Consider the following 24,474-nt stretch of genomic DNA (forward strand, 5'->3'; position numbering starts at 1 on the left):
GATGGGCGCCAACCCGGCCTACACCGTCCACGAAGCCGACGTGGAGCGAGACCGCGAGCTGATCCTCGGCCTGTGGCGCGGCAACCTCGGCGACGAGGCGCGGATGGCGCGCAAGTACGACTGGTTCTACCGCGAGTGTCCGTACGGCGCGCCGCTGACCCTGCTGCTGCGCCACGAGGAAAGCGGCGCATGGGTGGGCGTGGCCAGCGCCGGTCCCCGGCGGATGATGCTGGGCGGGCGCCTGGTGCAGGCGGGCGTGCTGGTGGACCTGGCGGTGCTGCCCGCGCACCGCTCGCTGTTCCCGGCCTTGTCGCTGCAGATGGCGCTGATGGACGCGGGCGCGAAGCGCTTCGAACTGCTGTACGGATTTCCCAATCCCAAGGCCGCGGCCGTGTTCAAGCGCGTCGGCTACATCCCGTTGTGCAAGCTTGTGCGCCATGCGCGCGTGCTGCGCCACGGCGGCTACGTGCGGCGTCGGCTGCCTGCGCTGCTGGCCGGTCCGGCCGGTTGGGCGCTGGATGCGTTCGACCGGCTGCGCCTGCGCCTGCGCGGCGTGGGCACCCGCGGGCAGTGGCAGGACCGGGCGGATTCGACGCTGTCCGATCTCTGGTCGCCTGCGTCGGCCGGCGCGGGGCCGGTGTCGATCCGCGACCTGACCTTCCTGCAGTGGCGCTTCGACCAGTCGCCGCTGGTGGACGTGCGCTACCTGCTGGTGCGCGGCGGCGGCGGTACGCCGCTGGCCTGGTTCGCCTGCGAGTCGCGGGAGAACGTGCTGTACGTGCACGACTTCTGGTCGCGGCGTGGGGTGGAGGGACCGTCCCGCGCGGAAGTGGCGACGCTGTTGCGCTGCGCCCGCGCAGGGGGGCACACCGCGATGTCGATCGAGCTCGGCGCCGCCGCAGCAGGAAGCGGCTGGCTCGACAACGGATTCGTCGCACGCGAGCCGCGCCCGGTGTTCTGGCGCCCGTGCGGCGCCACCCTGGAAGCGGTGGCCCCAGCCGACCTGTGGCTGACCGCCGCCGACGAGGACGAATGACCACGCGCGCATCACGCGCGCGGGCAACGCGGAGGCGGCTCCCCGCAAGGGCGCCTGGAGGATCCATGGACACGAAGCTGGCGGCCGTACTCCTGTTCTGCGCGCTGTTGCCCGGCTGCGCCGAATCGGCCTCGCCACCCGGGACGGATCCAGCGGCTCGAGCGCTTGGCGGCATCCAGGTCGAGCAGGTGCTCGCGCAGGGCCTTACCGCCCCGACCGCCATCGCCAGCCCCCGCGACGGCAGTGGCCGCATGTTCGTGCTCGAACGCGAAGGCCGCATCCGCGTGCTCGATCGCGACGGCAAGCTCCTGCCCGAGCCCTACTACACGCGCGAGGTCGCGACCGGCGACGTGGAGCAGGGCCTGCTGGGCCTGGCCTTCGACCCCGCCTTCCGCGACAACGGCCGGCTCTACATCGCCTACAGCGGCGCCGCGCAGGGCGAACGCCACGGCCTGGTGCTGCGTCGCCTGTGGGCCGGCGACCCGGCCGCCAACCGCTTCGACGGCAAGGACGAGCAGGTGATGCGCGTGGAAGGCCTGGTCGCCAACCACAACGGCGGCCACATCGCCTTCGGCCCCGACGGCATGCTGTACTGGAGCGTCGGCGCCGGCACCGGCGAGCCTCGCGACCACGCCCATGCCCCGGCCACCGACAACCTGCTCGGCAAGATCCTGCGCATCGACGTGCGTGACGGCGCCAGCGGTGCGAAGAACACATGTGCGCAAAAGGGCCGTGCCGCCTACGCCATCCCCGCCGACAACCCCTACGCCGGCCAGCGCGGCGGGTGCGGCGAGATCTGGCTGCATGGTCTGCGCAACCCCTGGCGCTTCGGCATCGACCACGCCGATGGCGCGGTATGGATCGGCGATGTCGGCAAGGACCGCGAGGAAGTCAGCGTGTGGCGCACCGGCGCTCCGCGCGACCTCGGCTTCCCGGGCTGCCAGGGCAGCCACGACTATCCGTCCACCGGCGCCACCGATTGCCCTGCCCGGACCGGTACCACCGGTCCGGTGTTCGAGTACGCGGGTCGCGAACGCGGCCGCTGCGCCGTCACCGGCGGTATCGTCTATCGCGGCGCCAACGTCGCGCTGAGGGGTGCCTACGTCTTCTCCGATTCCTGCTCCAGCGAACTGCTGGTCGGCCGCCTGTCCAGCACCGGCACACTCGAAGTCGCCTCACTCCCCAGCGGCGTCGCGCCTGGCTACGGCACCATCGCCTCGTTCGGCGAGGACGAGGACAACGAGCTGTGGTTCGTCAACCATCTGAATGGTGGGGTTTATCGGGTGAGGTGACGGGCTGCTCGGGATCGGCACGGGAACAGTCAGTCCTGCAGGCCGGGCGTCGGCTCCGCGACAGTGTCGTCCGATGGCATCGCTCCTGGTTGCCCGCTCCGGGCCATCGCGTCGAATACGCCATCGCGACGCACCCAGGCGTGGTACTGCGCCGCAGCCAGGTGCGTCAGTACCAGGGCGAACAACGCATAGCCGAGTACGCCGTGCGCGCCGCGCAACCAGGCGTAAAGCGTGGGGTCGTGCGGGACGAGTGCGGGCAGCCGCAGTGCGCCGACCATCTGCACCGGATAACCGCCTGCCGACAGCATCGACCAGCCGAGCAGCGGCATCGCGAACATCAGCGCGTACAGCAGCCAGTGCGAGGTTTTCGCGGCGAGGACCTGCGGGCGCGGCAGGTCCGCAGGCAGGGGCGGGGGTGGGCTTCGCCAGCGATGGTACAGCCGCACCAGCGCCAACAGCAGGATGGCGATGCCGAGTGGCCGGTGCAGATCGATCAGCATCGGCCGCAGCGCCAGCGATGCGACCATGCCCACGCCGATGAAGAGCATGGTCACGATCAGCGCGGCCATGCCCCAGTGCAACAACCGCGCAAGCGTATCGAAATGGCCGTGGCGATTCATCGGGCAACCTCCTGCGCGGTGACGTCGCTCGCCGGCGGCGCCTGGTCGCGGGCGGTCTCGCGTTCGCGACGGTTGAAGGAAACCGAGTATGTCGCCGCGCGCGCCGCCAGGATCGGATCGCTGGACAGGGCGATGCCGTCAGGCACCACGGTCGGGTCGTAGTTCACGTCCCGGCATCGACCGGTGGCCTGCGGCTGGCTGCTTTCCAGCACGAGCACGCCGGCAATGTGGCGCCGACGGTTCCCGGGCCAGGCCTGCGCGGGATCATCGATCGGATCGCCGGGCGCAGCTTCGACGATGACCAGGTTCCAGCGGAGCGGACCCTGCCGCAGCCGTGCCTGCAGATCCTCACGCAGGTAGTCGGGATCGGCCTGCCGGCGTTCGGCTTCGCTGAGCGGTTCGAACGGGGCCTGCGGCTCCATCGACCATCGTACGAAGCGTTCGCGACCCGCGGCGTCGACGAAACGGAATGCGTTGACGCCGTTGTATGCCGTATTGGCCCAACTGCTGGACGACGGCGCGGACTTCGCCCAGGCCTGGAACCGTTCCACTTCCGGATGTTCGGCAAGGAACGCCGCCATCTTCGCCGGATCCGGCTTGCCCGTCGCCGGATCCGGACGCGGCGCAACCAGTTGCTTGTGGAATCCGGCCGGCGTGGACACGGGGAAGAAGGGGAAGCTGTTCATCGCCATCCGCCACTCCTGTCCGTTTTCGGTCTTCAGCAGCAGCGCCAGGCTGCGCACGCGCGCCTGCGCGTCCGGCGCGTAAGGATCGGCGCCGCCGATCGACAGTCGGCCCTGCACCGCCGTGCGCGGCTGGCTGAAAACCTGCGCGCGCGAAAGCGCCGCAGCCTGCGTGGAAGGATCGAAATAGCCCGCCACGCAGACGCCCTTGCTGTGCGCCCGGCGGAAGCCCGCGTACGGCTTGCCGCCCTCGATGGCGTCCACCAGCCGTGGTGCCGTCAGGCGATCCCTTCCGATCCAGCCGGCCGCCCAGGCGAAGGCCGTGGCCAGCAGCAGGACGATGAGCGCGATGGCGGCCAACGCGGGCCACGGCGTCGGTGGCTTCGGGGGCATCAGCGGATCGGGAGGAAGGACGGGCACGGGCAGCTCCGGCATCGTTGGGATGGCGTAGGACGCACGGCGGCGGCATTTATTCCACGTCTCGGCGATATCTGCCCGTTGCAGCGACGGCAATGCGGAATAATCCGCCCTGCCCATGCGTCCCATGCACGACACCGACCCTGCGCTCCCCGATGCCTGCCCCGTCGCCCGCTCTGGATGATGAAACCCTGCGTGAGCTGATCCCGCGGCTGCGCAGGTTCGCGCGGTCCCTGGCCGCGGATGCTGCCGTGGCCGACGACCTGGTCCAGGCCACGCTGGAGCGCGCACTGACCCGGGGCGCGAGCCGTCGCGACGAGGACGCCGTGCAACCCTGGTTGTTTTCGGTGCTGTACCGCCAGTTCATCGACGACCATCGGCGTGCGGCGCGCTGGAAGCGCATCGCATCGCTGTTCGCGACCGAAGACGAGCCGCGGCCGCCGACGCCGGACCAGGTCTTCGATGCACGCACGTCGCTGGCGGCATTCTCCCGACTGCCGACGCAACAGCGTGCATTGCTGATGCTGGTCAGCGTGGAAGGCCTGGGTTACCGCGAAGCGGCCGATGTGCTGGGCATCCCGATCGGCACGGTGATGTCGCGCCTGTCGCGCGCCCGACAGGCGTTGCGTGCGATGGACGAGGAAGAAATGCCTGCCGCCCCGGTATTGAGGGTCCTGCGATGAACATCGATGCGATGCACCACCGGCCAGACGACAGTGAACTGCATGCCTATGTGGACGGCCGGCTGGATCCTGCCCGGCATGCCGATGTCGAAGCCTGGCTCGCCGCGCACCCGCAGCATGCCGCCCGGGTGGCGGACTGGAAACGCGATGCCGAGCGCCTACGCGCGCTCCATGCACATCCGGAACACTGGGCTTCCAACATCGCACTGGACCCCGCGCACGTGCGCAATCGTCTGCGCTCGCGGCGACGTGCGCGCTTGGGCATCGCCGCAGCGCTGCTGCTGGCTTTCGGCATGGGCAGTGGTGCGGGATGGCAGGCGCGCGAATCGCGGCCGGTACAGGCTTCATTACCGATGGCCGACGCCCTGGCCGCGTACCGCCAGTTCGTGAATGCCGATGCGCCACCCATGGAGTTCGATGCCAGCCGCAGCGACGACCTGCAGCGCTGGCTGCGGCGCCATTTCGGCGAAGCGGGGCGGGTCCCCGACCTGAGCGCGGCGGGTTACCGGCTGATGGGGGGGCGCCTGCTCTCCACCGAACAGGGGGTGGCGGCGATGCTGGTCTACCAGGAAGGCTCGGGCGCGCGCGTGGGTTTCTACCTGCGTCCGCGCGGCTTGTTGCGCGGCGATGGCCAGCGCCGCGACGGCGATCTGCTGGCGCGATACTGGTCGAAACGGGATACCAGCTTCGCACTGGTCAGCGCTACGGAAGACGCGGCAGCGTTGAAGCTGCCAGGCCTTTTTCTGGACGGCCGGTAGGAATCACGGGACCGCATGTGACGAGGCGGCCAACGATCCAAAGGGGACATTGCAAGAGAGTATCGTGGTGCGAACGGCTTAGCGTGTCGTGCTCCGCCCGGGAGCAATTCCATGGTCGAGATCGCGATCGAGCAGGCAATCGATGAAGGCGCGTAGCGCCGGCAGCATGTATCGGCGGCTGGAGTAGTAGAGGTACAGGCCAGGCACGGTCGGTGACCACTCGGCGAGGACGCGCTCGAGTCGTCCGTCCTGCAGCGCCTCGGCGATGCCGTCGTCATTGTAGGCGTACAGGATGCCCAGTCCCTGGAGCGCGGCAGGCACGACGATGTCCTGATGATTGGAGATCACGGTGCCGTCACCGAAGAACTCGACCCCATTCCCCTTCTTCCTGAACTCCCACCCCGCGACCTTCCCACTCCCGGGGAAGCGCCAGTTGATGCAGGCGTGATGGCTGAGTTCGGCAGGGGTCCTGGGCTCGCCGTGTTCGGCCAGATACTCGGGTGAGGCCACGGCCAACAGTTCGATGTCCGGCGTCAACCGTACCGCGACCATGTCCTTCTGCAAACGGCCCCCCACCCGGATGCCGGCATCGAACCCTTCGCCCGCGATGTCGCTCAGCCCGTCATCGATCACGATGTCGAGAACGACATCGGGATGCGCCCTGGCGAAACGCCCCAATCTCGGTGCGATCACTTTCTTCGCCGCCATGCTGAGCGTGTTGATCCGCAGGGTTCCCGCCGCACGTGCGCTTGTCCCGACGGCCTGTGCAACGGCTTCGTCCATGTCGCGGAGCATCGGCGCCATGCGCTCGTGCAGCCGCCGTCCCGGTTCGGTCGGCGAAACGCTACGCGTCGTGCGGTTCAACAGGCGAACGCCGAGCCGGGATTCCAGCTGGCGAATGATCTGGCTGAGCGCGGACCGGGAGAGTCCCAGGTGATCGGCAGCCCTGGAGAAGCTGGCCCGGTCGACGACGGCCACGAAGGCCTTGAGTTCGGCGAATTCAGTACCGCGCATTGTGCACTGATCTCTACATAGCCTGATCGGATAATAGGTCATTCTCTTATCTGTGAGAACGGCTCACCCTTGCTCTGCGGACCCAACCGGAGCATTGCCATGAAAGACCTCAATCTGCCCGAGCCGATCGCGGCCTATTTCGCTGCGGACAGCCAGGACGCCCAGGCCGTCGCCCGCTGCTTCACACGGGACGCGCGCGTCCTGGACGAAGGCAAGACCCATTCGGGCCTCGCCGCGATCGAAGCGTGGAAGACCGACTCATCCGCCCGGTACACCTATACCGCCAAGCCGCACACGCTTGAAAAGCAGGGTCGTACGTACGTCGTGACGGCCTGCGTCGCCGGCAATTTTCCCGGCAGCCCGGTGGACCTGCGATACGGCTTCACCCTGGAGCGCGGCAAGATCGCCACGCTGGAGATCGCGTCATGAGCTTCGACCTGCAACTGACGGGCAAGCGCGTCGTGGTGACCGGCGGCACGCGCGGCGTGGGCGCAGCCGTCGTCGAACTGCTGTCCCGGCTCGATGCACGTATCGTGGCGACAGCACGCTCACGGCCGGATCGACCCGTTGCCGATGTGCGCTACCTGGCCGCTGACCTACTGGCACCAGGCCTGCACGGCGAAGATGGGACGGGACGAAATGTCCGTCGTGAACGCAGACCTGCAGGTCTACGGCATCGACAGGCTGCGGATTGCCGATGCGTCGATCATGCCCGACGTCCCGAGCGGGAATACGATGGCGCCCTGTGTCGTCATCGGGGAGCGGGCGACGGAGATTATCAGGAAGGCGCACGGAATCTGACTGGGCATTCCGAAGCGTCCGCACCTGGCCGCCATGCGTCCCTTCTCAACGATCGGATACGCGGTCGACGAGCCACTCGACGATCGCATCGAATCTCTCTTGATCGAGGGCATGTCCGCGGTCGACGCGGAGCTCGGTGATGAAGTCGCCGGCGACCTTGGCCACGACCTGGTCCGCATCCCTCGAGTACTTGTCCTGGGCACCCGATACGACCATCGTCGGCCGAGGTCCTATGGCCGACAGCACATCGTGCGTGTCGATCCGGCGAGCGAGTCCGGGGACGGTCTCGAAGAGGGTGATCCCCGTGCGCTCCCGTCTGCGTGTCTCGAAGCTGCACACGGCACCGCTCACGCATGCGAACCTGCATCGGGCATCGAGCGCGGCGTGATAGAGCGTGGTGTAGCCGCCGTACGAGTGACCCGCCACGCCTGCGCGCCGCTCGTCTATGCCCGTGGCCTGGAGGAGAACGCTCAGGGCTCGCTGGGCGTCGTCGAGGCACTTCCTCATCAGCAGATCACCATCCAGCAACCGGTAGCTCATGGCGTTGTAATGCTGAAGCCAATCGTAGTAATCCGGCTCTACGCCCTGAACCGCGCCCCGTCGATCCTCGAACGTGATGGAGTCCGGGGCCAGGACCGACAGGCCCCTACGGGCGAGCGCCGGCCCGAAGGCCTGGAACGGGTCGCCCACATCGCCGGCGACCTCGCTCTTGCCGAAGTGGAACTCGCCATTGTGCTGGTGGAAGACGACCACTCCGCCGAGCGGATCGCGCGCCCTCGGCGTGAACAGGAAAGCCGGTATGAGATCGCCTTCGAGTCCCCGGTATTCGATCCTTTCGCGGACGTATCCGTCGGCTTCTCCGGCGTCGCCTCGCTCGAACGCCACCGGCACGGGGTCCGCAAGACCAAGGCGCTCGCGAAGCGTCTCAATGAGGTCGGTCATCATCGGCGGATGATAGCTCCCCGTCCGGGCGGCTCGTTGGCGGCCTGATGGAAAGCCCAGGGACTCTCGACTCGGCCGGTTCCGTTTCGCTGCGAGTCGCGTCGTGCATCGGGACGTCTGGTTCGGGAGCGGACTTCGGGTGTCAGGCGCTCAATCGCTTCGCCGGCGCCCGGAACAGGTACAAGCCTAGCCAATCGGGCCGGAAGCGTCCTTTGCCGTCTACGATCCCGTCCTGTTCGAACCCCAGGCGTCCCAGCAGCCAGGAAGGCCGCGCTGCCACGGGATTCATCACCGGGTTGCTGGTGAAGGCGAGTTCGTAGCCGGCGGCCCGGGTGCGTTCCAGCACCTTCTCGTCGTAGCGGCCGTGGGGGTACGACATGGTCGGCGGCGGCGCTGCGTCGAGATGGCCGCCGACAATGGCGCGGGCCGTGGCCAGTTCGGCCTCGAGGTCCTCGGCACAGGTCATCGGCGTATGGGTCTTGCCGTGGACGCCGATCGAGATGCCGCCTTCGGCCAATTCGCGAAGTTCGCCGCGGGTGACCATCTGGCGCACGCCGTCGTCCATGGCGGCGGCCAGGGGGGCAAGCACCGCGCTGCGCTGGGCGGTGTCGAGCGCCTCGAGCGCAGCGATGATCTTGCGCAGGCCGGCGAGCGTGTCGGGTGGTGCCGGCTCGAGCGGATGCCCGGCCTCGGCCAGTACCTGGGCAAGCGCCGGCACGCGCAGGGCGTTGCGGCGGTAGGCGGCGATCAGCCGTTCCTGGAAGAAGGGCTCGTCGCGGTCCACCACGTCGGCGACGGTGAACAGCAGTGCCGGCAGGCCGGCGGCGCGCAGGCGGGGCAGGGCGTGGGCGTGATTGTCGGCCCAGCCGTCGTCGAAAGTGATCAGCAGCGGGCGGTCGGGCAGTGGCGCGCCGTGGCGGCGGGCGGCCAGCACCTGGTCCACGGACACCACGTTGTAGTGGCGGCGGAAAAAGTCCAGGCAGCGTTCGAACAGGCCGGCTTCCAGGGTGTAGTCCGGGTCGCAGGCGGCCCAGCGCGGGTCGTCCTGCGTGAGTACGCGGTGGAACATGATCACCGTGAGCGCGCGGCGGTTGCGCAGGCGGTGGTACAGACCCAGCAGTCCGCTGCGATAGAGTGCGCGCTTGACCAGATCCCCTGCCATGCCCGACATGCGTCCTGAAACCTCCGTCATCATACCCACGTGGAACCGGCGCGACCTGGTCGTGCGGGCGATCGATTCGGTGTTGGCGCAGACGCGCGAGGTACAGGAGATCATCGTCGTCGACGACGGCTCCACCGACGACACAGGCGAGGTGCTTGCCCAACGCTACGGTAAACGCATCACGTACGCGGCGCAGGCCAACGCCGGGGTGTCGGCGGCGCGCAACCGCGGGCTGGCGATGGCGAGCGGTCGCTACCTGGCGCTGCTGGACAGCGACGACGTGTGGCTGCCGGAGAAGACCGCGCGGCAGGTCGGGTTCCTCGAAGCGCACCCGGACATCGGCCTGGTGTTGTGCGACGTGATGCGGATGGCACCGGACGGTTCGCTGATCGACGTGTTCGACCGGCGCCGGCAGATTCCCGAAGACGGCCCGGCGTTGCGCTGGGTGTTGCGCGATCCGGCGCTGGCGCCGCTGTCGGTGCTGATGCGGCGCGAGGTGTACGAGGATGTGGGCGGCTTCGACGAATCGCTGCGCACGGCCGAAGACCTGGATTTCCACCTGCGGGTGGCGGCTCGCTGGGGGATCGGCGTGGTGTCCGGCCCGCTGGCGCGGGCGCTGCGCGGGCACGACGGGCTGTCGGCGCTGGCCTCGACCGAGGACGACTACCTCGCGGTGATGGAGCGCGCGGCCGAGGCGGCGAAAGGCACTGTGCCGGAGGATGCGCGGCGGCAGGCGCTGGCCACGGCATACGTCAAGAATGCCGAGAGCTGTGTGTGGCGCGGACGGTATGGGCAGGCCTGGGAGCTGGGGCGGAAGGCCTGGGCGCTGGAGCCGGAGGGGGAACTGCGGCGACGGTTGCTGCGGTTGCCGATGATGGCGGGGAAGCGGGCGGTGCGGGCGATGTTGCCGCGGGCCGGTGAGGGGCGGTAGGCGGGGCGCATCGGGTTTTCCGGCTCGTCATGGGAGATTTCTCGCTGCGCTCGAAATGACAGGAGGCGACCCGCGTCAGGCGTCCTCACCGGGCAGTTCGCGGCCTTCGGCTTCGGCCTGCAGGGCGGCGCGGCGGATCTTGCCGGTGTTGGTCTTGGGCAGGGCGGCGCGGAACTCGATCAGGCGCGGGACCATGAAGTCCTCCAGCCGCGCGGCGCAGTGGGCGATGACGTCGCGCGGCGCGATCTGCATGCCGTCCGCGACCACCAGCAGCGCCTTGAGCGCGCGGCCCAGCACCTCGTCCGGCACGCCCACCACGGCCGCCTCGCGCACGCCGGGCAGGGCGTAGAGCACGTTCTCCACTTCCTTGGGGCTGACCTTCTCCCCGCGCGACTTGATGATGTCGTCCTTGCGGCCGACGAAGTACAGGAAGCCCTCGGCGTCCATGCGGAACAGGTCGCCGGTGTGCAGTACCTTTTCCCACGGGTAGCGGCCGGGCTTGAGCGCCTTGTCGGTGGCTTCGGGATTGCGCCAGTAGCCCTGCATCACATGGCCGCCGCGCACGACCAGTTCGCCCACCGTGTCCGGCGGCAGCGGCTGTCCGTCGTCGCCGGCCACCCAGACCTCGGTGTCGGGGATGGCGATGCCGACGCTGTCGGGGCGACGGTCGAGCTGCTCCGGCGGCAACCAGGTGCAGCGCTTGGACTCGGTCATGCCGTACATCGAATACACCCGCGCCCGCGGGAAGAGCTCGCGCAGCCGCGCGATGTGCGCCGGCGGCAGCGCCGCGGCGGTGTTGGTGAGGAAGCGCACCGAGGCCGCCCATTCGGGTTTGACGTTGCGCAGCTGCACGATCAGCGCGGCCATCGTCGGCACCAGCGGGAAGCCGGTGACGCGCTCGCTTTCCAGCAGCGGCAGGATCTTCTGCGGAAACGCGAAGGATTTCTCCAGCACCAGGGTCGCGCCCAGCTTCACGCACATCAGCAGCTGGTACAGGCCGTAGTCGAAGGCCAGGGGCAGCACGCTCAGCACCACGTCGTCCTGGGCCATGCGCAGGTAGGTGGTGATCGAGCCCGCGGCGTGCTCGATGTTCCGGTGCGTCATCATGACGCCCTTGGGCTCGCCAGTGGAGCCCGAGGTGTACACCAGCATCGCCAGGTCGATGTCGATGCCGCGCGGTGCTTCGGACAACGACGAGGGCAGGGCGATGAACGCGTCCCAGCCCGCCTCGTTGGCGGCCGCGTCGTCGGCGGCATCGACCACCACCACGCGCCGCACCGAGGGCGACCGCGCCAGCGCCGCGCGCGCCACCGGCAGCAGGCTGGCCTGGGTGATCAGCACCGCGGCCTCGCAGTCGCCGAGCACGTAGGCCAGCTTGTCGGTCTTGGTGGTGGGATTGATCACGCTGAAGACGCCGCCGGCGCGCAGCGTGCCGAAGATCCCGGCGGCGGTCTCGACGCGGTTGTCGAGGAACAGCACGCAGCGCTCGCCGTTGCCGAAACCGCCGGCGACCAGCGCCGAGGCGAAACGTTCGGCGGCGTCGGCCAGTTGCGCGTAGGAGACGCGGCGGCCGGCGCAGACCAGGGCGGTGTGCTGCGGGCGCTCGCCGGCGCGGGCGCGCAGGTGTGTCTCGTAACGCATCAGCCCGCCGCGGCGGCGGCGTCGAGCTTGGCGCCGACGTAGGCGACCAGGTTGGCGACGCTGTCGAGGTTCTCGGGCAATACCTCGTCGTCCTCGACCAGGAAGCCGAACTCCTGCTCCAGCCAGGTCACCAGCGTCAGCACGCCGATCGAATCGATGACGCCGCTCTCCAGCAGGCTCTCCGCGGCAGGCAACTGCTCGGGAACCTGGAAGGTGTCGTGGATGAACGCGCGGATGCGGGACTCGATGTGGTCCATGCTGGTCGGGATGCTCCGGGTGGGCGCGCGTTGCGTTTCCCTGCGCGTTCGGGTGCCCGGCGGCGCGCGGGCGGGATATCTTGCCAGACGAGCCCCCGGCCATGCAGGGCGCGAGGCCGCCGCGGCGTGGTAGAAGGCCGCGGGATCAGGCGACCTGGACGGCGTGCAGGGCGGCGAGGGGCGCGTCGACAGGCAGCGGCGCCGGCCGCGCGGCCGGTGACGGGCCCAGGTCCTCGCGTCCGGGAACCGGTGTGAGCGTGCCGATGCGACGCGCCGGGTTGCCGGCCACGATCGTGTACGGCGCTACGCGGCCGGATACGACCGAATGGGCGGCGACGATGCTGCCCTCGCCGATCTCCGTTCCCGGCAGCACCAGCACCTGGGTGCCGATCCAGACGTTGTCGTGGACGATGATCGGCTTGACGTCCGCCGGATCCGGCGGCGCGCCGGCCCGGCGCAGGGCGGGATCGGAGTGGTGGCCGCCGGCATCGCGGAACGACACCGAGCGGGCCACCTGCACGTGCGAGCCGAGCCGGATCTCGCGGCCGACGACGAAACTGACGTCGTGGGCGATGTCGCTGTGGTCGCCGATCGCCAGCCGCGGCCGTTCGACGAAGCGCGCGGCGAAGGTGATGTTGAGTTTGCCGCTGATGTGCACGTAATCGCCCAGCACCAGTTCGCCGCGACCGTGCACCCAGGGCACGTAGATGCCGGTGGTCACGCCGCGGCCGAAGCGGGTGCAGTACGCCTTGAGGAAGGGTTCGGCGACCAGAATCCGGCGCAGGAAGAACACCGCCGCGCGCAGCGCCAGGAAGATCGCCAGGTAGGGCCGGACGACGAGCCTCGGTGCCGGCAGGGTGAAGTGCCGCAACCGGGTGCGGATGCCGCGGAGGGTCCTGGCGGCCGGATGCGACGAACTGGCGGCCCAGTGCCTGATGGCAGCGGACCTGAGATTGGACAGTTGCATTTGGTGTATCCCCCTGAGGCTCCGAGAATAACCGGTATCCTCTCGCCGGGGAACATGCCAGCGTTCAGCGCACCCCGCGTCCGAACACCACGACCTCGAAGGTCTGGATCAGGATCAGCAGGTCGAACAGCAGGTTGTGGTTCTTCACGTAGAACAGGTCGTACTTGAGCTTCTCTTCGGCGTCCTGCTTAGAGGCGCCGTACGCGTAGCGCAGCTGTGCCCAGCCCGCGAGGCCGGGGCGCACGCAGTGGCGCAGGTTGTAGTAGCGCAGGTCCGCGTCGAGCTCGGAGACGAACTCGGGCCGCTCCGGGCGTGGGCCGACGATGCTCATGTCGCCACGTAGGATGTTCCACAGTTGCGGCAGTTCGTCCAGGCGGGTGCGGCGGATGATCCGGCCGACCCGGGTGATGCGGTCGTCGTTCTTGCCGGCCCAGCGCGCCTTGCCGTCCTGCTCCGCGTCCGTGCGCATGCTGCGGAACTTGATCAGCGAGAACACCGAGCCGAGCAGGCCCACGCGCTCCTGCCGGTACAGGATCGGCTGTCCTTTGCCCGATTCGATGCGGATCGCGAGCGCGACCAGCAGCAGCAACGGCCAGGTCAGCGCCAGCACCGCGAGCGAGGCGATGACGTCCATCGCCCGCTTGCTGAGCACGCGGCCGAGCGAGCTGTCGAAGCCGCCGGAAAACACCAGCCACGACGGATCGGTGAGCGAGAGCTTGATCTTCCCCGACTCGCGTTCGAAGAACGAGGCGAGATCCGTGACTTGGATGCCGATCTGCTTGCATTGCAGCAGATCGTGCATCGGCGGTCCGCCGCGGCGGTCGTCGGGTCCGAACACGATCTCGTCGATGCGGTTGAACAGCGCCCACTCCGCCAGCGGGGCGTCGATCGACAGCAGCTTGTCGGCGCCGACCCGGGAGGTCTCGTTGCCGCAGGGGACGTAGCCGACCACGCGGAACCTGCGCCGGTCGGAGTTGCGGCGCAGGCGCTGTTCGATCAGCGAGGCGCGCTCGCCGGAACCGAGCACGAGAACCCGCTGCTTCAGCGCTTCCACGTCGATCAGGCGCTGCGATGCGACGCGCAGGCCGGCGACGAAGACGAAGCCGAACGCCAGCGCCAGCGCCAGGATGCCGCGACCGAACTCCAGCGGGGGAAACAGGTAGAACACCGTGAGCAGCCCGAGCGAGCCGAGCATGAAGCCCACCGCCTGTCGCGACAGCGCCCCAGCCCACGTCTCGCGCAGGTGGGTCTGGTACAGCCCCATGGTGGTCATGCCCAGCACCATCATGGTGGCGAACAGCAGCGCGCGCACGCCCTGCAGCCACAGCGAGGTATAGGCGCTCAGCGGCTCGGGATCGCTGATGAAGCGTACGTAGACCGCCAGGAACGCGGCGCCCATCAGCAGCAGCACCTCCAGCAGGATCACGGCGGCGCGCCATCGCGAGGCGGTGCGCCGCATGAAGCGCGGCATCAGGCTGCTGCCCCTGCTGGCAGCCGTTGTCGGCACGGCATCGTCGAATTCAGCCTTGTTCATGCGCTTCGCCCCCTGGCAGCGCCCGCGTAAGGGTGCCTGCGCCTTGCGCGGCGCGGCACCCGCCAGCGACCTGTGTGGTTCCGTCTGCGGTGGCCGGGGTCCCGGCGGGCTGCGCAGGGGTCGCCTTCGCAGTCCGGAGTCCCTTCGGCTTGTCCTGACCTATGAGTACGCAATCGCGGCCGCGATGTGGACATCGCATGGCGGATCCGGTGCCTCCCGGACCCTGGGCAGTGGCCCGCATCCGTCGGATCGCGCACGCTGCGGCGGGCCGGCACGCCCCGCGGGCCGATCGCGGGCGAAGCGGACGCGCGGACCCGGCCCACATCGGCCTTCGGTCCCTTGCGGACGGCCCGCGCGCCGCGAGGTCCCGACCGACCGGCGCGCGGTCAGCCGTTCGGCGGCAGCAGGGGCGCCGAGCCGTTGCGGCGTCGGCCGACCTCTCCGCCGTAGGTCTGTTTCCAGTGGCGCATCAGCTCGCGCAGCGCCTGCGGCTGGTTGGTCGGGGTGGCTTCGCCGGCCTGGTTGCGGCTGTTCTCGCCATGGCAGCCGGCGCAGGTCCTGATCTCGCCGGCCTGCAGCGTGACCCAGACCCGCTCGCGCACGATCGGCTCGCCGGCCGGATCCAGCGTCTGCCAGCTGAGCGCGCGGTTCGCCGGCACGAACGCCGCGGTCGAGCCGTCGGCGGCGATCCTGACGCTGCCGGCCGGTCCATTGGCGTTGGGCAGGTTGCTCGGCACGTTCATCGGCTGCGCCACCGGGCGTCGGCCGCGGATGTTGTTGCCGTAGGCGCGCACCAGGTTGGCCTGCACGATCTGGTAGTGCGCGATGTCGTAGACCCGACCGCTGCCGCGGGTCTTGCGCACCCCGCCGGGCACCTGCAGGTTGAACGGCTGCTGGGTGTCGCCACGGTCGCGGCTGGTCTGGTTGCGGGTGACGATCAACGCCAGTCCGTTGGCCTGCAGCCAGCTGCGCAATGCGCCTTCACTGACGCCCTCCGCGGTGAGGACGGCGCGCTCCGGCGCCCCGACCGCCGGATGCGAGGTCGCCGGCGGCGGCGTCCGCGCCACGACTTCGACCGGCTCGAGTTCCCACAGGTAGCCACTGTAGCTGCGCGGCGACGGGTCGTCGGTCCACCACGACACCGTCTTCTGGATGCCGGGCGTCAACGCGTTGCCGGCGACGAACATGCCGGAGGCATCGACGTTCAATTGGTGCAGCCGCAGCCGGGACGAGGCGCCGAACGTGGCGTCGGGCGTGTAGCTGGCCACCATGTCACCCGAGCTCAGCGGCAGCGGATTGCGGAAACGGCCGCCCGGCAGGCCGCCGCTGCCGGGAGCGGGACTGGCATCGGTGATCACCATCTGCTCCGCGTTGAGCGTCGGTGCGCCGGTGATCCGGACGATCTGGTTGGTCGAGCCTTCGGCGAACTCGCGGGCCGATATCCCGTAGTAGGTGCCGCGCGCCACCGGATTCTCGCGGATATGGAAGATGCCGCCGTCCATCCGGATGTGCTTGCGGTTGGCGAAGTTCGACTGGTTGACGTTGTCCGACAGCGCGTTGTCGTCCATGAACGCGCGCGGCAGGTAGCCGTAGTCGCCGACCAGCTCCTGGCGGCCGATGTGGTTGAGGGTGAGTTCGTCGGTCCCATCCTGGTTCATCTGCCAGGGCGTGAACAGGTTGTAGGTGTGCGCGCCGACCCGCCCATAGGATGTCGTGGTCTCCTGCCTGCGCTCGGGGAAGGTGTCGCGGACCAGGCCCACGCGGGTCGCGTTGGCCGCTTCGCTGGAGTAGTTGAACGGGTCGAAGGTGTATCCGAGATAGATCGACCCGTCCTGCTGCTGGTCGTGCTGCAGGTGATCCCATCGGGTGAAGATGACCCGGCCGTAGCTGTCGACGGTCGGGCTGAACGCGCCGCTCGGGGAATGGTTGAGGAGGGCGACGCTGCCGGTGGCCACGTTGAGCCGGAAGATGCCGGTCACCGTCGGCGTGCTCTCGTATTCGTCCAGGTTCGGGTAGAGGTGCGCCTCGCCGCGGCGCGGGCTGTCGGACGTGAACAGGATGTCGCCGTTGCTCGTGTAGAGCGGCGAGACGTTGTTGTAGTTCGCCGGCTGGCCGGGCACCCGGGTGATGCGCGCGGTCTCGCCGCGGGCGAGGCCGGTCACCTCGTACAGCTGCCACTTGGCGTTGGTCGACCCGTAGCGCTGCAGCGGCGCGCCGACGACCATGCTGAAGATCGCCCGGGTGCCGTTCCAGTGCACGGTCGGCTCGCGCACGGCGATGGCGTTCGCACCCTGCAGGCCGTCCATGCCGTAGCCGGCTTCGCGGGTCAGGTTGCGCAGGGTGCCGTCGGCGTAGCGGATCATCAGGTCGCCGCCGCGCAGCGAGGCGCCCATGCCCGGCTGGTGGTTGGCGAACGTGGACAGCCGGGAAGCGAACGGGTCGCCCCCGGGCGTGGGCACCTGGGTGACGAACAGGATGGGGTTGGTGATGGCCTTGGCGATTCCCTGCGCCGCGCTGGCCTGGCGCCCGGGTGGGGCCTGGAGCGTGATGTCCTGGACATCCGCATCCGCGGTCTTGTCGTCGGACGGGACCACCACGGCCTGCTCTAGCGAACAGCCGGCCAGGGCCGTCGAAAGGCCGGCCAGCACCGGCAGGAGGGAAGCCCGGAAAACGTGTCTCATGGGGAAGGTGACCTGCCGGTAAGGGTGTGGAGTCGCTCGAACGGTGGGTCCTTCGGCGGCTTCCCTGTCCGCCAGGCCGCAGGCAACCCCGCCCCGCCCCCCGTCAACGGGCGTGGCCGTGGTTCCCGATCGATCTTGTCTTCCCCCCTGAGAAGACGAGCGATCATAGGCGCCCGGTCCGCCGTTCAGCGAAATAAACGCTGAACGCGGAGCAGGGTCAAGGAATCGGCAAGAAACCGACGGCGCGGCGGAAAAGCCGACGGATCCCGTCGGATGGGTCACATTTCGCGTGCGACGCGGTTCCGCGTCGTGCGCCGGCTACCGGTTGCGGTAGGTCACGGTGAGGTACCAGACGTTCTGGCGGCTGTCGCCGAACAGGCCCTCGTCGTCGCGCCGGTAGTGGACGTAGTCCAGGGCGCTGCTCCAGTGGCGGGACCAGGTCTTGGACAGTCCAAGGCCGAAGCGCTTGTCCTCGGTGCGCGTGCCGAGGTCGGTGAAGCTCGAACGCGCCACGTCGGCGAACGTGTGCAGGTCCCAGGTCTGGGACAGGCGGTAGGACAACTGCATCACCACCCCGCGTCGGGTCTCGTCGAACGCCGCCGAGTCGATGAAGTCGACCCGCTCGTAGTAGGGACCGACGGTGAACCCGAGCCGCTCGTGGCGGTAGGCGTAGGTGAGTTCGACCCGGTCCTCCTCGTAGACCGACGCATCGACCACCGAGGACACCGAGGACAGGCTGGCGGGGACCTCGGTCACCGCGCCGATGCCCGCGAGCGCGGAGTCGGACGAGTCCGTCAACTGGTGGGCGAGCGCGAGCGATAGCGCGTTGCGCGGGCTGAGAGTCCACTCGACCTGGCCGCGGAGCATCGGCTGGGAGGCGGAGGTGCCGTCGGCATAGTCCACCCAGGTGTAGCCGGCGTCGAAACCGAAGCCGAGACGGACGAGCTGCTTCTGGTAGCGCACGTAGCCGTCGTATCGGCGATAGTCGCGGGCGGTCAGGTCGTTGTCGAAATCCACGTCCTGGCCGCGCAGGCTCAGCGTCACGCTGCTGGTCTGGTCGAGGGTGCGGATGGCGTGCACCGCCGCGCTGACCCGCTGCGACTCGAACTCGTCCGCTTCCTCGGCGCTGCTGTCGATCCAGCGCAGCTCGGCCCGGCCGCGCACGCCCTGGCTCCAGTTGAAATGCAGGTTCGGCCCCAGCGACAGCACGTTCACCCGCTGGCGGTTGTCGACCGAGTCGGGTGCGAACCGGTCGATCGGCCGCATTTCCAGGCTGTCCTCGATCGTGAAGCTCAGCGTCTCGGGGACGATGAACCAGTTCAGCCTGCCCGACAGGCTGGTCTCCAACGCGTTGGATTGCGGGCCGTCCACGTAGTTCCAGTAGTCGAAGCGGCCGCCGACGTTGGCCTGCACCGTCGAGGTCTCTTCGGCCACCACGAAGCCGAACCCGGCCCGCAGCGCGCTGGAATCGGTGGGGTCGGTGGACGACATCAGCACGTTGTCGTTGCGCTCGACGCCGACGTCCACCGCATAGTCGATGCGGACCGCATGCGCGTGCATCGGCGCCACGGCCAGGACCGCGACGTACACGGCCGGGAGGCCCTTCCTGCGGTTTCTCATGGTGGTGCCCTCAGTCGTCCGCGGCCGGTCAGTAGATGTTGTTGAACACGACGCCGGCGAGCTTGTCCGGGTCGAAGCTCGCGGCAGCCTCGTCGATGCGGTCGACCGTGGCCTGTCCGTAGCCGGCGACGACCACGATCAGGTCCGCCAGGTCGGACAGGATCCTCGCGTCGGGGGAATTGAGCACCGGCGGACTGTCGAGGATCAGGTAGCGATTGGCGTGGGTGCCGCGCAGCGAATCGATCATCATGCGCATGCGGCTGGAGCTGAAGTACTCGCCCGTGGTCTCGCGCGAGGTGCCGCTCGGGATCAGCTTCAGCCGCGGCAGCCCGGTGTCGTACTGGATCGCGGACAGGTCGGTGACGCTGCCATCGAGGTAGTCCATGATCCCGCCGTCGGCGACGTCGACGGCGAGCGCCGCGTCCTGCGCGGGATGCAGGGCGTCGCAGTCCACCAGCAGCGCGGTCTTGGTCTCGTCGAACGCGAATGCGGCGGCGAGGTTGCGGGCGACGAAGCTGCCGCCGCATCCCTGCTGCACGGGTGCGACCAGGGTGATGAAGTTGCGTTCCTGCCCGAGCGCCAGCAGCCTGGTCCGCAGCCCGCGGAAGGCATCGGCCTGCGCGCGCACCGAATCGTTGCGATGGATCAGCTTGCGCTCTTCGAGTGCGCGCGGCGTCAACGGATGCAGGACTCCGTCGGCGCGGGTGATCGAACGGGACCCCGCGCCGTCCCCGGTCGGAGGGTTCAGCGCATCACGACGTACATTCACGATCTGCTCCATGGCATCAGTCTTGTTGGCCGGCTTCGGACTCAGCCGTTGGACAGGTTGTAGGCGTACGTGCCGGCGTACAGCAGCAATACGGCGAGCACCAGCGCGGTGCCGATGGCCATGTTGACGAACTGCCTGCGGCGCTCGCGTGGCGACGGGTAGGCGGGGATCGTGGCCAGCAGCGGATAGCGGCTCTTGACCTCGATCAGTTGTGGGCTGCGCACGCGCGGGTCGAAGCGGACCAGCAACCAGAGCAGGCCGAGCGGGATCCCGATCGCCGCCAGCAGGCCGACGGCCGCGATGTGCATGAAACGCAGGCCGGTGGGACGCAGCGGCATCGTCGCCGGATCCTGCACGCGCAGGGTCAGGCCGCGGTTCTCCTGGTCGAGCCCCATCGACACGCGGGCGTTCTCGCGCCGGCGCAGCAGGTCCTGGTAGATCTCGCGGTTGACCTCGTAGTCGCGGGTCAGCTCGGCGAGCACGCTTTCCGACGCGGCGATCCGGCGGCTGCGGTCGAGTTCGCCGTTGAGCAGGCTTTCGGCGACGCCCATCCGCGAACTCGTCGCCGCGACCTCGCGCCGGGCCTGCGCCAGCTGGCTGCGCAGTTCCTGGTACAGCGGGTTGAGCCGCGAGTCCTCGGAACCGGTGTCCGACTGGCCGGACGCGGCGCGGTTGCGTTCCTGTTCCAGCTGGCGCTGGATGTCCTCCATCTGGTGTCGTACGCGGACGACGTCGGGATGCCGGTCGGTGAAGGTCAGCAGCAGCCGGTCGAGCTCGGCCTGCAGTTCGATCAGCTGGGTCCGGTACATCGTCTCGCGGGTCTGCACCGAGGTCACCGCGGACTCGCCGGACAGCTGCGACGCGATCGAGCTTTCGCGCGACTGCTGTTCGAGCAGAGACATGCGCGTCTGCTCCACCTGCGAGCGCAGCGCCGAGATCCGCGAGTGCACGTCGGTCGCGCTGCCGGGCTGGGCATCGGCGTTGCGCGAGCGGTACGCCTGCAGGTTGTTCTCGGCATCGATGAGCTTGCGGTGGTACGCCTGCACCTGCTTGTCGATGAACTCGTAGGCTTCCCGGCTCTCGCGGCTCTTGGTCGCCAGCGTCTCGCTGATGAACAGCGCGCCCATCGTGTCGGTGATGCGGTAGGCGCGTTCGGGATCGCTGTCGCGATAGGTGATCTGGACGATGTCCGCGCGCGGGCTGGTGACCAGGGTGCGCCCCTGGATCTCCTCCATCAGGCGGTCCTTCTGCAGGGGGCTGAGGTTGTCCGCGTCCCAGCCGCCGGTATCGACGATTTCCGTCAGGACCTTGCGGCCGTAGACGATCTGACGGGCCATGCCGGCGCGATCGGTCACGCCGGTGGGTACGGCGCGGCCCTCGAGCAGCGGCTGGATGATGTCGCTTTCCTGCGCGAGGATGGTGACCGAAACCTCGTAGCTCCTGCCGACCACGAACATGCCGATCACGAAGGTGAGCGCCGCGACCGCCGCGAAGAGGGTGGTCAGGACCACGATCCGCCGCCGGCCTTCCTTGAGGACCAGCTTGGCGTATTCGATCGGGGAGGTCTCGGGCTTCGCGGCCGCGCTCGCGGCCGAACGCTGGGGTACGGGTAGCGTGTTCGACTGCATCAGAACGCCCGCTCCGGCACGGTGATGACGTCGCCCGGTGCGACCGTGAAATTGGTCGACAGGTCGCCGCGGTTGATGATCTTGTCCAGGCGGATGGCGTAGCTGGCGGTCTCGCTCTCGGTCTTGCGGTACAGGCTGGAGCGGTCCGGCGCGGCGAATTCGTTGACGCCGCCGGCGGCGAGCACGGCGTCGAGCACGGTCATGCCCTGGCGGTAGGGGATCGAGATCGGCTGCCGCACGGCGCCGGTCACGCGCACGCGGGAGAGATACTCGTGGCTGCGCAGGTCGGTCAGGATCACCGCGACCTGCGGGTCGCGCACATAGGTGGAGAGTTTTTCCTGGATGTCGGCCGCGACCTCGCTCGGCGTGCGCCCACCGGCCATCACGTCGCCGATCAGCGGCACCGAGATCTTGCCGTCGGGGCGCACGGGCACGTTGATGCCGAGCTCCGGGTTGCGCCAGACGGTGACCTGGACGACGTCGTCGACGCCGATGGCGTAGTCCTCCACCGGCCCCTGTTGCGGGGTGGGTGGCGCCTCGGCCAGTCCGCCGCCGCTGGCGCATGCCGCCAGCGTGACGACCAGCAACACCGCGATCAATTGCCTGAACATGCGCATCTTGGGATCCCCGTCCGTTTTCCGATGCCATGAATAACGCGGAAAGGCCGCAACATCGGTCACGGCGCGGACGGCGCGTTTCAGACCCCGTAGTAGGCCCGGTACCACTCGACGAATCGGGTCACGCCGGTCTCGATCGGGGTCGAGGGCGAATAGCCGGTGTCGCGCTGCAGGTCGGAGACGTCGGCGCAGGTGTCGGCCACGTCCCCGGGCTGCATCGGCAGCAGGTTGCGCTCGGCCTTGCGGCCCAGGCACTCCTCGAGCACCTCGATGTAGCGCAGCAGCTGCACCGGGCTGTGGTTGCCGATGTTGTAGACCCGGTACGGCGCACTGGACGATCCGGGGTTCGGCAGCAGCGGATCGTAGTCCGGGTCCGGGCCCGGCACGCGGTCGAGGGTGCGGATCACGCCCTCGACGATGTCGTCGACATAAGTGAAGTCGCGGGTGTGGCGGCCGTGGTTGAAGACGTCGATCGGCCTGCCTTCGAGGATGTTCTTCGTGAACAGGAACAGCGCCATGTCCGGCCGGCCCCAGGGGCCGTAGACGGTGAAGAAGCGCAGGCCGGTGGTCGGCAGGTCGAACAGGTGGCTGTAGGTATGCGCCATCAGCTCGTTGGCTTTCTTGGTCGCCGCGTACAGGCTCACCGGATGGTCGACGCTGTCGGCGACCGCGAACGGCAGCTTGCGGTTGGCGCCGTAGACCGAGCTCGACGAGGCGTATACCAGGTGTCCGACGCCGCCGTGGCGGCAGGCCTCGAGGACGTTGGTGAAGCCGACGATGTTGCTGTCGATGTAGGCCTGCGGGTTCTCCAGCGAATAGCGCACCCCGGCCTGAGCGGCGAGGTTGACCACGCGCTGCGGCCGGAAGTTGGCGAACGCGCGATCCAGCGTGCCGCGTTCCTCCAGCCCGCCCTTGACGAAGGAGAAGCCCGGCAACGGCAGCAGGCGCTCGAGGCGCGCCTGCTTCAGGGTCGGGTCGTAATAGGGATTGAGGTCGTCGTAGCCCAGGACCTCGTCGCCGCGCTCGACCAGGCGGTGGCTGAGGTGGGAGCCGATGAAGCCGGCAGCGCCGGTGACGAGGATGCGCATTCCGATGTCCGGCCCGGGCTCAGAGGCAACCGTCGACGCGGTCGCGCGGCAGTGCGCGCTTGACGTCGAACAGCACCGCGTCGGGCTTGCCGAAGGCGCGTACGCCGTCGGCGCCGAGGGCGGCGAACTCGCGATGCGCGACCGCGAGGATCACCGCGTCGTAGTGCCCGGCCTGCGGCTCGGCGACCATCGCGATGCCGTATTCGTGCTGGGCCTGGGGCGCCGAGACCCAGGGATCGTGCACGTCGATGTCGACGTTGTAGGTGCGCAGTTCGTCGATGATGTCGGTGACGCGGGTGTTGCGCAGGTCCGGGCAGTTCTCCTTGAACGCCAGCCCCAGGATCAGCACCTTCGCGTTCGCGGTCCGCAGGCCGCGCTGCTGCATCAGCTTGACCAGGCGCTGGGCGACGTGGCTGCCCATGCTGTCGTTGATCCGGCGTCCGGCGAGGATCACCTCGGGGTGGTAGCCGATCTGCTGCGCCTTGTGGGTCAGGTAGTAAGGATCCACGCCGATGCAGTGGCCGCCGACCAGCCCGGGGCGGAACGGCAGGAAGTTCCATTTGGTGCCGGCGGCCTCGAGCACCTCGTGGGTGTCGATGCCCATCCGGCCGAAGATCAGCGCCAGTTCGTTGATCAGGGCGATGTTGACGTCGCGCTGGGTATTCTCGATCACCTTCGCCGCCTCGGCGACGCGGATGCTCGAGGCCTTGTGGGTGCCGGCGGTGATGATGCTGGCGTACAGCGCGTCGACGAAGTCGGCCGCCTTGGGCGTGGAGCCGGAGGTCACCTTCAGGATCGTCTCCAGCCGGTGCTCCTTGTCGCCCGGGTTGATGCGCTCGGGGCTGTAGCCGGCATGGAAGTCCTGGTTGAACACGAGGCCCGACTCGCGCTCGATGATCGGCACGCAGACCTCCTCGGTCGCGCCGGGATAGACCGTGGATTCGAAGATCGCCACGCCGCCGCGCGAGATCGCCCGGCCCACCGTCCGGCTGGCCGATTCCAGCGGGCGCAGGTCGGGGCGCTTGTACTCGTCGATCGGGGTGGGCACGGTGACGATGAAGACGTTGCAGCCCGCCAGCTCGGCCGGATCGGACGAGAAGCTCAGCCGGAGCGAGGCCTTCAGTTCCTCTTCCGTCATCTCCAGGGTGTGGTCGCGGTGCTGGCGCAGTTCATCGATGCGGGCGGTGTCGATGTCGAAGCCCAGCGTCGGGTAGCTGCGGCCGAACGCGGCCGCCAGCGGAAGTCCCACGTAGCCGAGCCCGATGATGGCGATGCGGATGTCGTTGCGGTCGGGCAGGGGAGCGGTCATCCGGGCCATGGTCGGTTGGGTGGT

General features: G+C 68.8%; 23 protein-coding genes. 7 read left to right on the forward strand and 16 right to left on the reverse strand.

Annotated elements, in window-relative coordinates:
* Position 1 precedes the first annotated feature (1 nt).
* Both JMO03_RS03610 and JMO03_RS03615 read left to right on the forward strand, forming a co-directional pair.
* The gene (locus tag JMO03_RS03610; protein WP_202840300.1) at positions 2 to 1,036 is read left to right on the forward strand and encodes a hypothetical protein; all 1,035 of its coding nucleotides are present in this window, start codon (positions 2 to 4) and stop codon (positions 1,034 to 1,036) included.
* A 65-nt stretch (positions 1,037 to 1,101) separates the two neighbouring features.
* The gene (locus tag JMO03_RS03615) at positions 1,102 to 2,328 is read left to right on the forward strand and encodes a PQQ-dependent sugar dehydrogenase (RefSeq protein WP_202840302.1); all 1,227 of its coding nucleotides are present in this window, start codon (positions 1,102 to 1,104) and stop codon (positions 2,326 to 2,328) included.
* A gap of 29 nt (positions 2,329 to 2,357) precedes the next feature.
* Here the strand turns inward: JMO03_RS03615 and JMO03_RS03620 are convergent, their stop codons facing one another.
* Positions 2,358 to 2,948 (reverse strand): cytochrome b, encoded by a 591-nt coding sequence (locus JMO03_RS03620; protein WP_202840304.1) that lies wholly within the window; start codon positions 2,946 to 2,948, stop codon positions 2,358 to 2,360.
* On the reverse strand, positions 2,945 to 4,024 hold the full coding sequence (locus JMO03_RS03625) for a catalase family peroxidase (protein ID WP_202840306.1): 1,080 nt from the start codon (positions 4,022 to 4,024) through the stop codon (positions 2,945 to 2,947). The genes JMO03_RS03620 and JMO03_RS03625 overlap by 4 nt, the downstream gene beginning before the upstream one ends.
* A 179-nt stretch (positions 4,025 to 4,203) precedes the next feature.
* On the opposite strand from JMO03_RS03625, the gene JMO03_RS03630 reads away from it, so the two are divergent.
* Both JMO03_RS03630 and JMO03_RS03635 read left to right on the forward strand, forming a co-directional pair.
* A complete protein-coding gene (locus JMO03_RS03630) occupies positions 4,204 to 4,731 on the forward strand; it encodes a sigma-70 family RNA polymerase sigma factor (RefSeq protein ID WP_202840314.1) in 528 nt (175 codons plus the stop codon).
* Positions 4,728 to 5,489: an anti-sigma factor family protein gene (locus JMO03_RS03635; protein WP_238345869.1), complete on the forward strand. Its 762-nt coding sequence runs from the start codon at positions 4,728 to 4,730 to the stop codon at positions 5,487 to 5,489. The genes JMO03_RS03630 and JMO03_RS03635 overlap by 4 nt, the downstream gene beginning before the upstream one ends.
* A 78-nt stretch (positions 5,490 to 5,567) precedes the next feature.
* Here JMO03_RS03635 and JMO03_RS03640 read toward each other — a convergent pair whose 3' ends face one another.
* Positions 5,568 to 6,545 (reverse strand): LysR family transcriptional regulator, encoded by a 978-nt coding sequence (locus JMO03_RS03640; protein ID WP_238345870.1) that lies wholly within the window; start codon positions 6,543 to 6,545, stop codon positions 5,568 to 5,570.
* 57 nt (positions 6,546 to 6,602) lie between these two features.
* Between JMO03_RS03640 and JMO03_RS03645 the strand changes: the two genes are divergently transcribed.
* Together JMO03_RS03645 and JMO03_RS20985 are read left to right on the forward strand one after the other, a co-directional pair.
* Complete coding sequence (locus JMO03_RS03645) at positions 6,603 to 6,932, forward strand: nuclear transport factor 2 family protein (RefSeq protein ID WP_202840316.1); 330 nt, start codon at positions 6,603 to 6,605, stop codon at positions 6,930 to 6,932.
* Positions 6,933 to 7,151: 219 nt separating this feature from the next.
* Positions 7,152 to 7,304 carry a GMC oxidoreductase gene (locus JMO03_RS20985; RefSeq protein WP_337926351.1) on the forward strand — a complete coding sequence of 51 codons (153 nt, stop codon included), beginning with the start codon at positions 7,152 to 7,154 and terminating at the stop codon, positions 7,302 to 7,304.
* A 45-nt stretch (positions 7,305 to 7,349) separates the two neighbouring features.
* On the opposite strand, the gene JMO03_RS03655 is transcribed toward JMO03_RS20985, so the two are convergent.
* Positions 7,350 to 8,249: a prolyl oligopeptidase family serine peptidase gene (locus JMO03_RS03655; protein WP_202840320.1), complete on the reverse strand. Its 900-nt coding sequence runs from the start codon at positions 8,247 to 8,249 to the stop codon at positions 7,350 to 7,352.
* A gap of 139 nt (positions 8,250 to 8,388) precedes the next feature.
* Positions 8,389 to 9,408 (reverse strand): polysaccharide deacetylase family protein, encoded by a 1,020-nt coding sequence (locus tag JMO03_RS03660; RefSeq protein ID WP_202840326.1) that lies wholly within the window; start codon positions 9,406 to 9,408, stop codon positions 8,389 to 8,391.
* A gap of 7 nt (positions 9,409 to 9,415) precedes the next feature.
* Between JMO03_RS03660 and JMO03_RS03665 the strand changes: the two genes are divergently transcribed.
* Positions 9,416 to 10,339 carry a glycosyltransferase gene (locus JMO03_RS03665; protein ID WP_202840328.1) on the forward strand — a complete coding sequence of 308 codons (924 nt, stop codon included), beginning with the start codon at positions 9,416 to 9,418 and terminating at the stop codon, positions 10,337 to 10,339.
* 75 nt (positions 10,340 to 10,414) lie between these two features.
* Here JMO03_RS03665 and JMO03_RS03670 read toward each other — a convergent pair whose 3' ends face one another.
* From JMO03_RS03670 to JMO03_RS03720, 11 genes are all read right to left on the reverse strand, one after another.
* On the reverse strand, positions 10,415 to 11,980 hold the full coding sequence (locus tag JMO03_RS03670) for a class I adenylate-forming enzyme family protein (protein ID WP_202840330.1): 1,566 nt from the start codon (positions 11,978 to 11,980) through the stop codon (positions 10,415 to 10,417).
* Positions 11,980 to 12,237, reverse strand: coding sequence for an acyl carrier protein (locus JMO03_RS03675; protein WP_202840332.1), 258 nt, complete (start codon positions 12,235 to 12,237; stop codon positions 11,980 to 11,982). Before JMO03_RS03675 ends, JMO03_RS03670 begins: the two co-directional genes overlap by 1 nt.
* A gap of 145 nt (positions 12,238 to 12,382) precedes the next feature.
* Positions 12,383 to 13,204, reverse strand: a complete 822-nt coding sequence (locus tag JMO03_RS03680) for an acyltransferase (protein WP_202840334.1) — start codon at positions 13,202 to 13,204, stop codon at positions 12,383 to 12,385.
* Positions 13,205 to 13,268: 64 nt separating this feature from the next.
* Complete coding sequence (locus JMO03_RS03685) at positions 13,269 to 14,738, reverse strand: TIGR03013 family XrtA/PEP-CTERM system glycosyltransferase (protein WP_273544216.1); 1,470 nt, start codon at positions 14,736 to 14,738, stop codon at positions 13,269 to 13,271.
* Between the two features lie 386 nt (positions 14,739 to 15,124).
* Positions 15,125 to 17,419 carry an HzsA-related protein gene (locus JMO03_RS03690; RefSeq protein ID WP_202840336.1) on the reverse strand — a complete coding sequence of 765 codons (2,295 nt, stop codon included), beginning with the start codon at positions 17,417 to 17,419 and terminating at the stop codon, positions 15,125 to 15,127.
* Positions 17,420 to 17,737: 318 nt separating this feature from the next.
* Positions 17,738 to 19,039 carry a porin family protein gene (locus JMO03_RS03695; RefSeq protein ID WP_202840338.1) on the reverse strand — a complete coding sequence of 434 codons (1,302 nt, stop codon included), beginning with the start codon at positions 19,037 to 19,039 and terminating at the stop codon, positions 17,738 to 17,740.
* A gap of 28 nt (positions 19,040 to 19,067) precedes the next feature.
* Positions 19,068 to 19,808, reverse strand: coding sequence for a P-loop NTPase family protein (locus JMO03_RS03700; RefSeq protein ID WP_202840340.1), 741 nt, complete (start codon positions 19,806 to 19,808; stop codon positions 19,068 to 19,070).
* Positions 19,809 to 19,849: 41 nt separating this feature from the next.
* Positions 19,850 to 21,436 carry an XrtA system polysaccharide chain length determinant gene (locus JMO03_RS03705; RefSeq protein WP_202840342.1) on the reverse strand — a complete coding sequence of 529 codons (1,587 nt, stop codon included), beginning with the start codon at positions 21,434 to 21,436 and terminating at the stop codon, positions 19,850 to 19,852.
* The gene (locus JMO03_RS03710) at positions 21,436 to 22,047 is read right to left on the reverse strand and encodes an XrtA/PEP-CTERM system exopolysaccharide export protein (RefSeq protein WP_238345872.1); all 612 of its coding nucleotides are present in this window, start codon (positions 22,045 to 22,047) and stop codon (positions 21,436 to 21,438) included. The genes JMO03_RS03705 and JMO03_RS03710 overlap by 1 nt, the downstream gene beginning before the upstream one ends.
* Positions 22,048 to 22,133: 86 nt before the next feature.
* The gene (locus tag JMO03_RS03715; RefSeq protein WP_202840345.1) at positions 22,134 to 23,141 is read right to left on the reverse strand and encodes an NAD-dependent epimerase; all 1,008 of its coding nucleotides are present in this window, start codon (positions 23,139 to 23,141) and stop codon (positions 22,134 to 22,136) included.
* Positions 23,142 to 23,160: 19 nt separating this feature from the next.
* The gene (locus tag JMO03_RS03720; RefSeq protein ID WP_273544217.1) at positions 23,161 to 24,450 is read right to left on the reverse strand and encodes a nucleotide sugar dehydrogenase; all 1,290 of its coding nucleotides are present in this window, start codon (positions 24,448 to 24,450) and stop codon (positions 23,161 to 23,163) included.
* Positions 24,451 to 24,474 lie beyond the last annotated feature (24 nt).

Origin of the sequence: Luteimonas saliphila (genome assembly GCF_016774335.1) — a bacterium.
Taxonomy (GTDB): Bacteria; Pseudomonadota; Gammaproteobacteria; order Xanthomonadales; family Xanthomonadaceae; genus Luteimonas; species Luteimonas saliphila.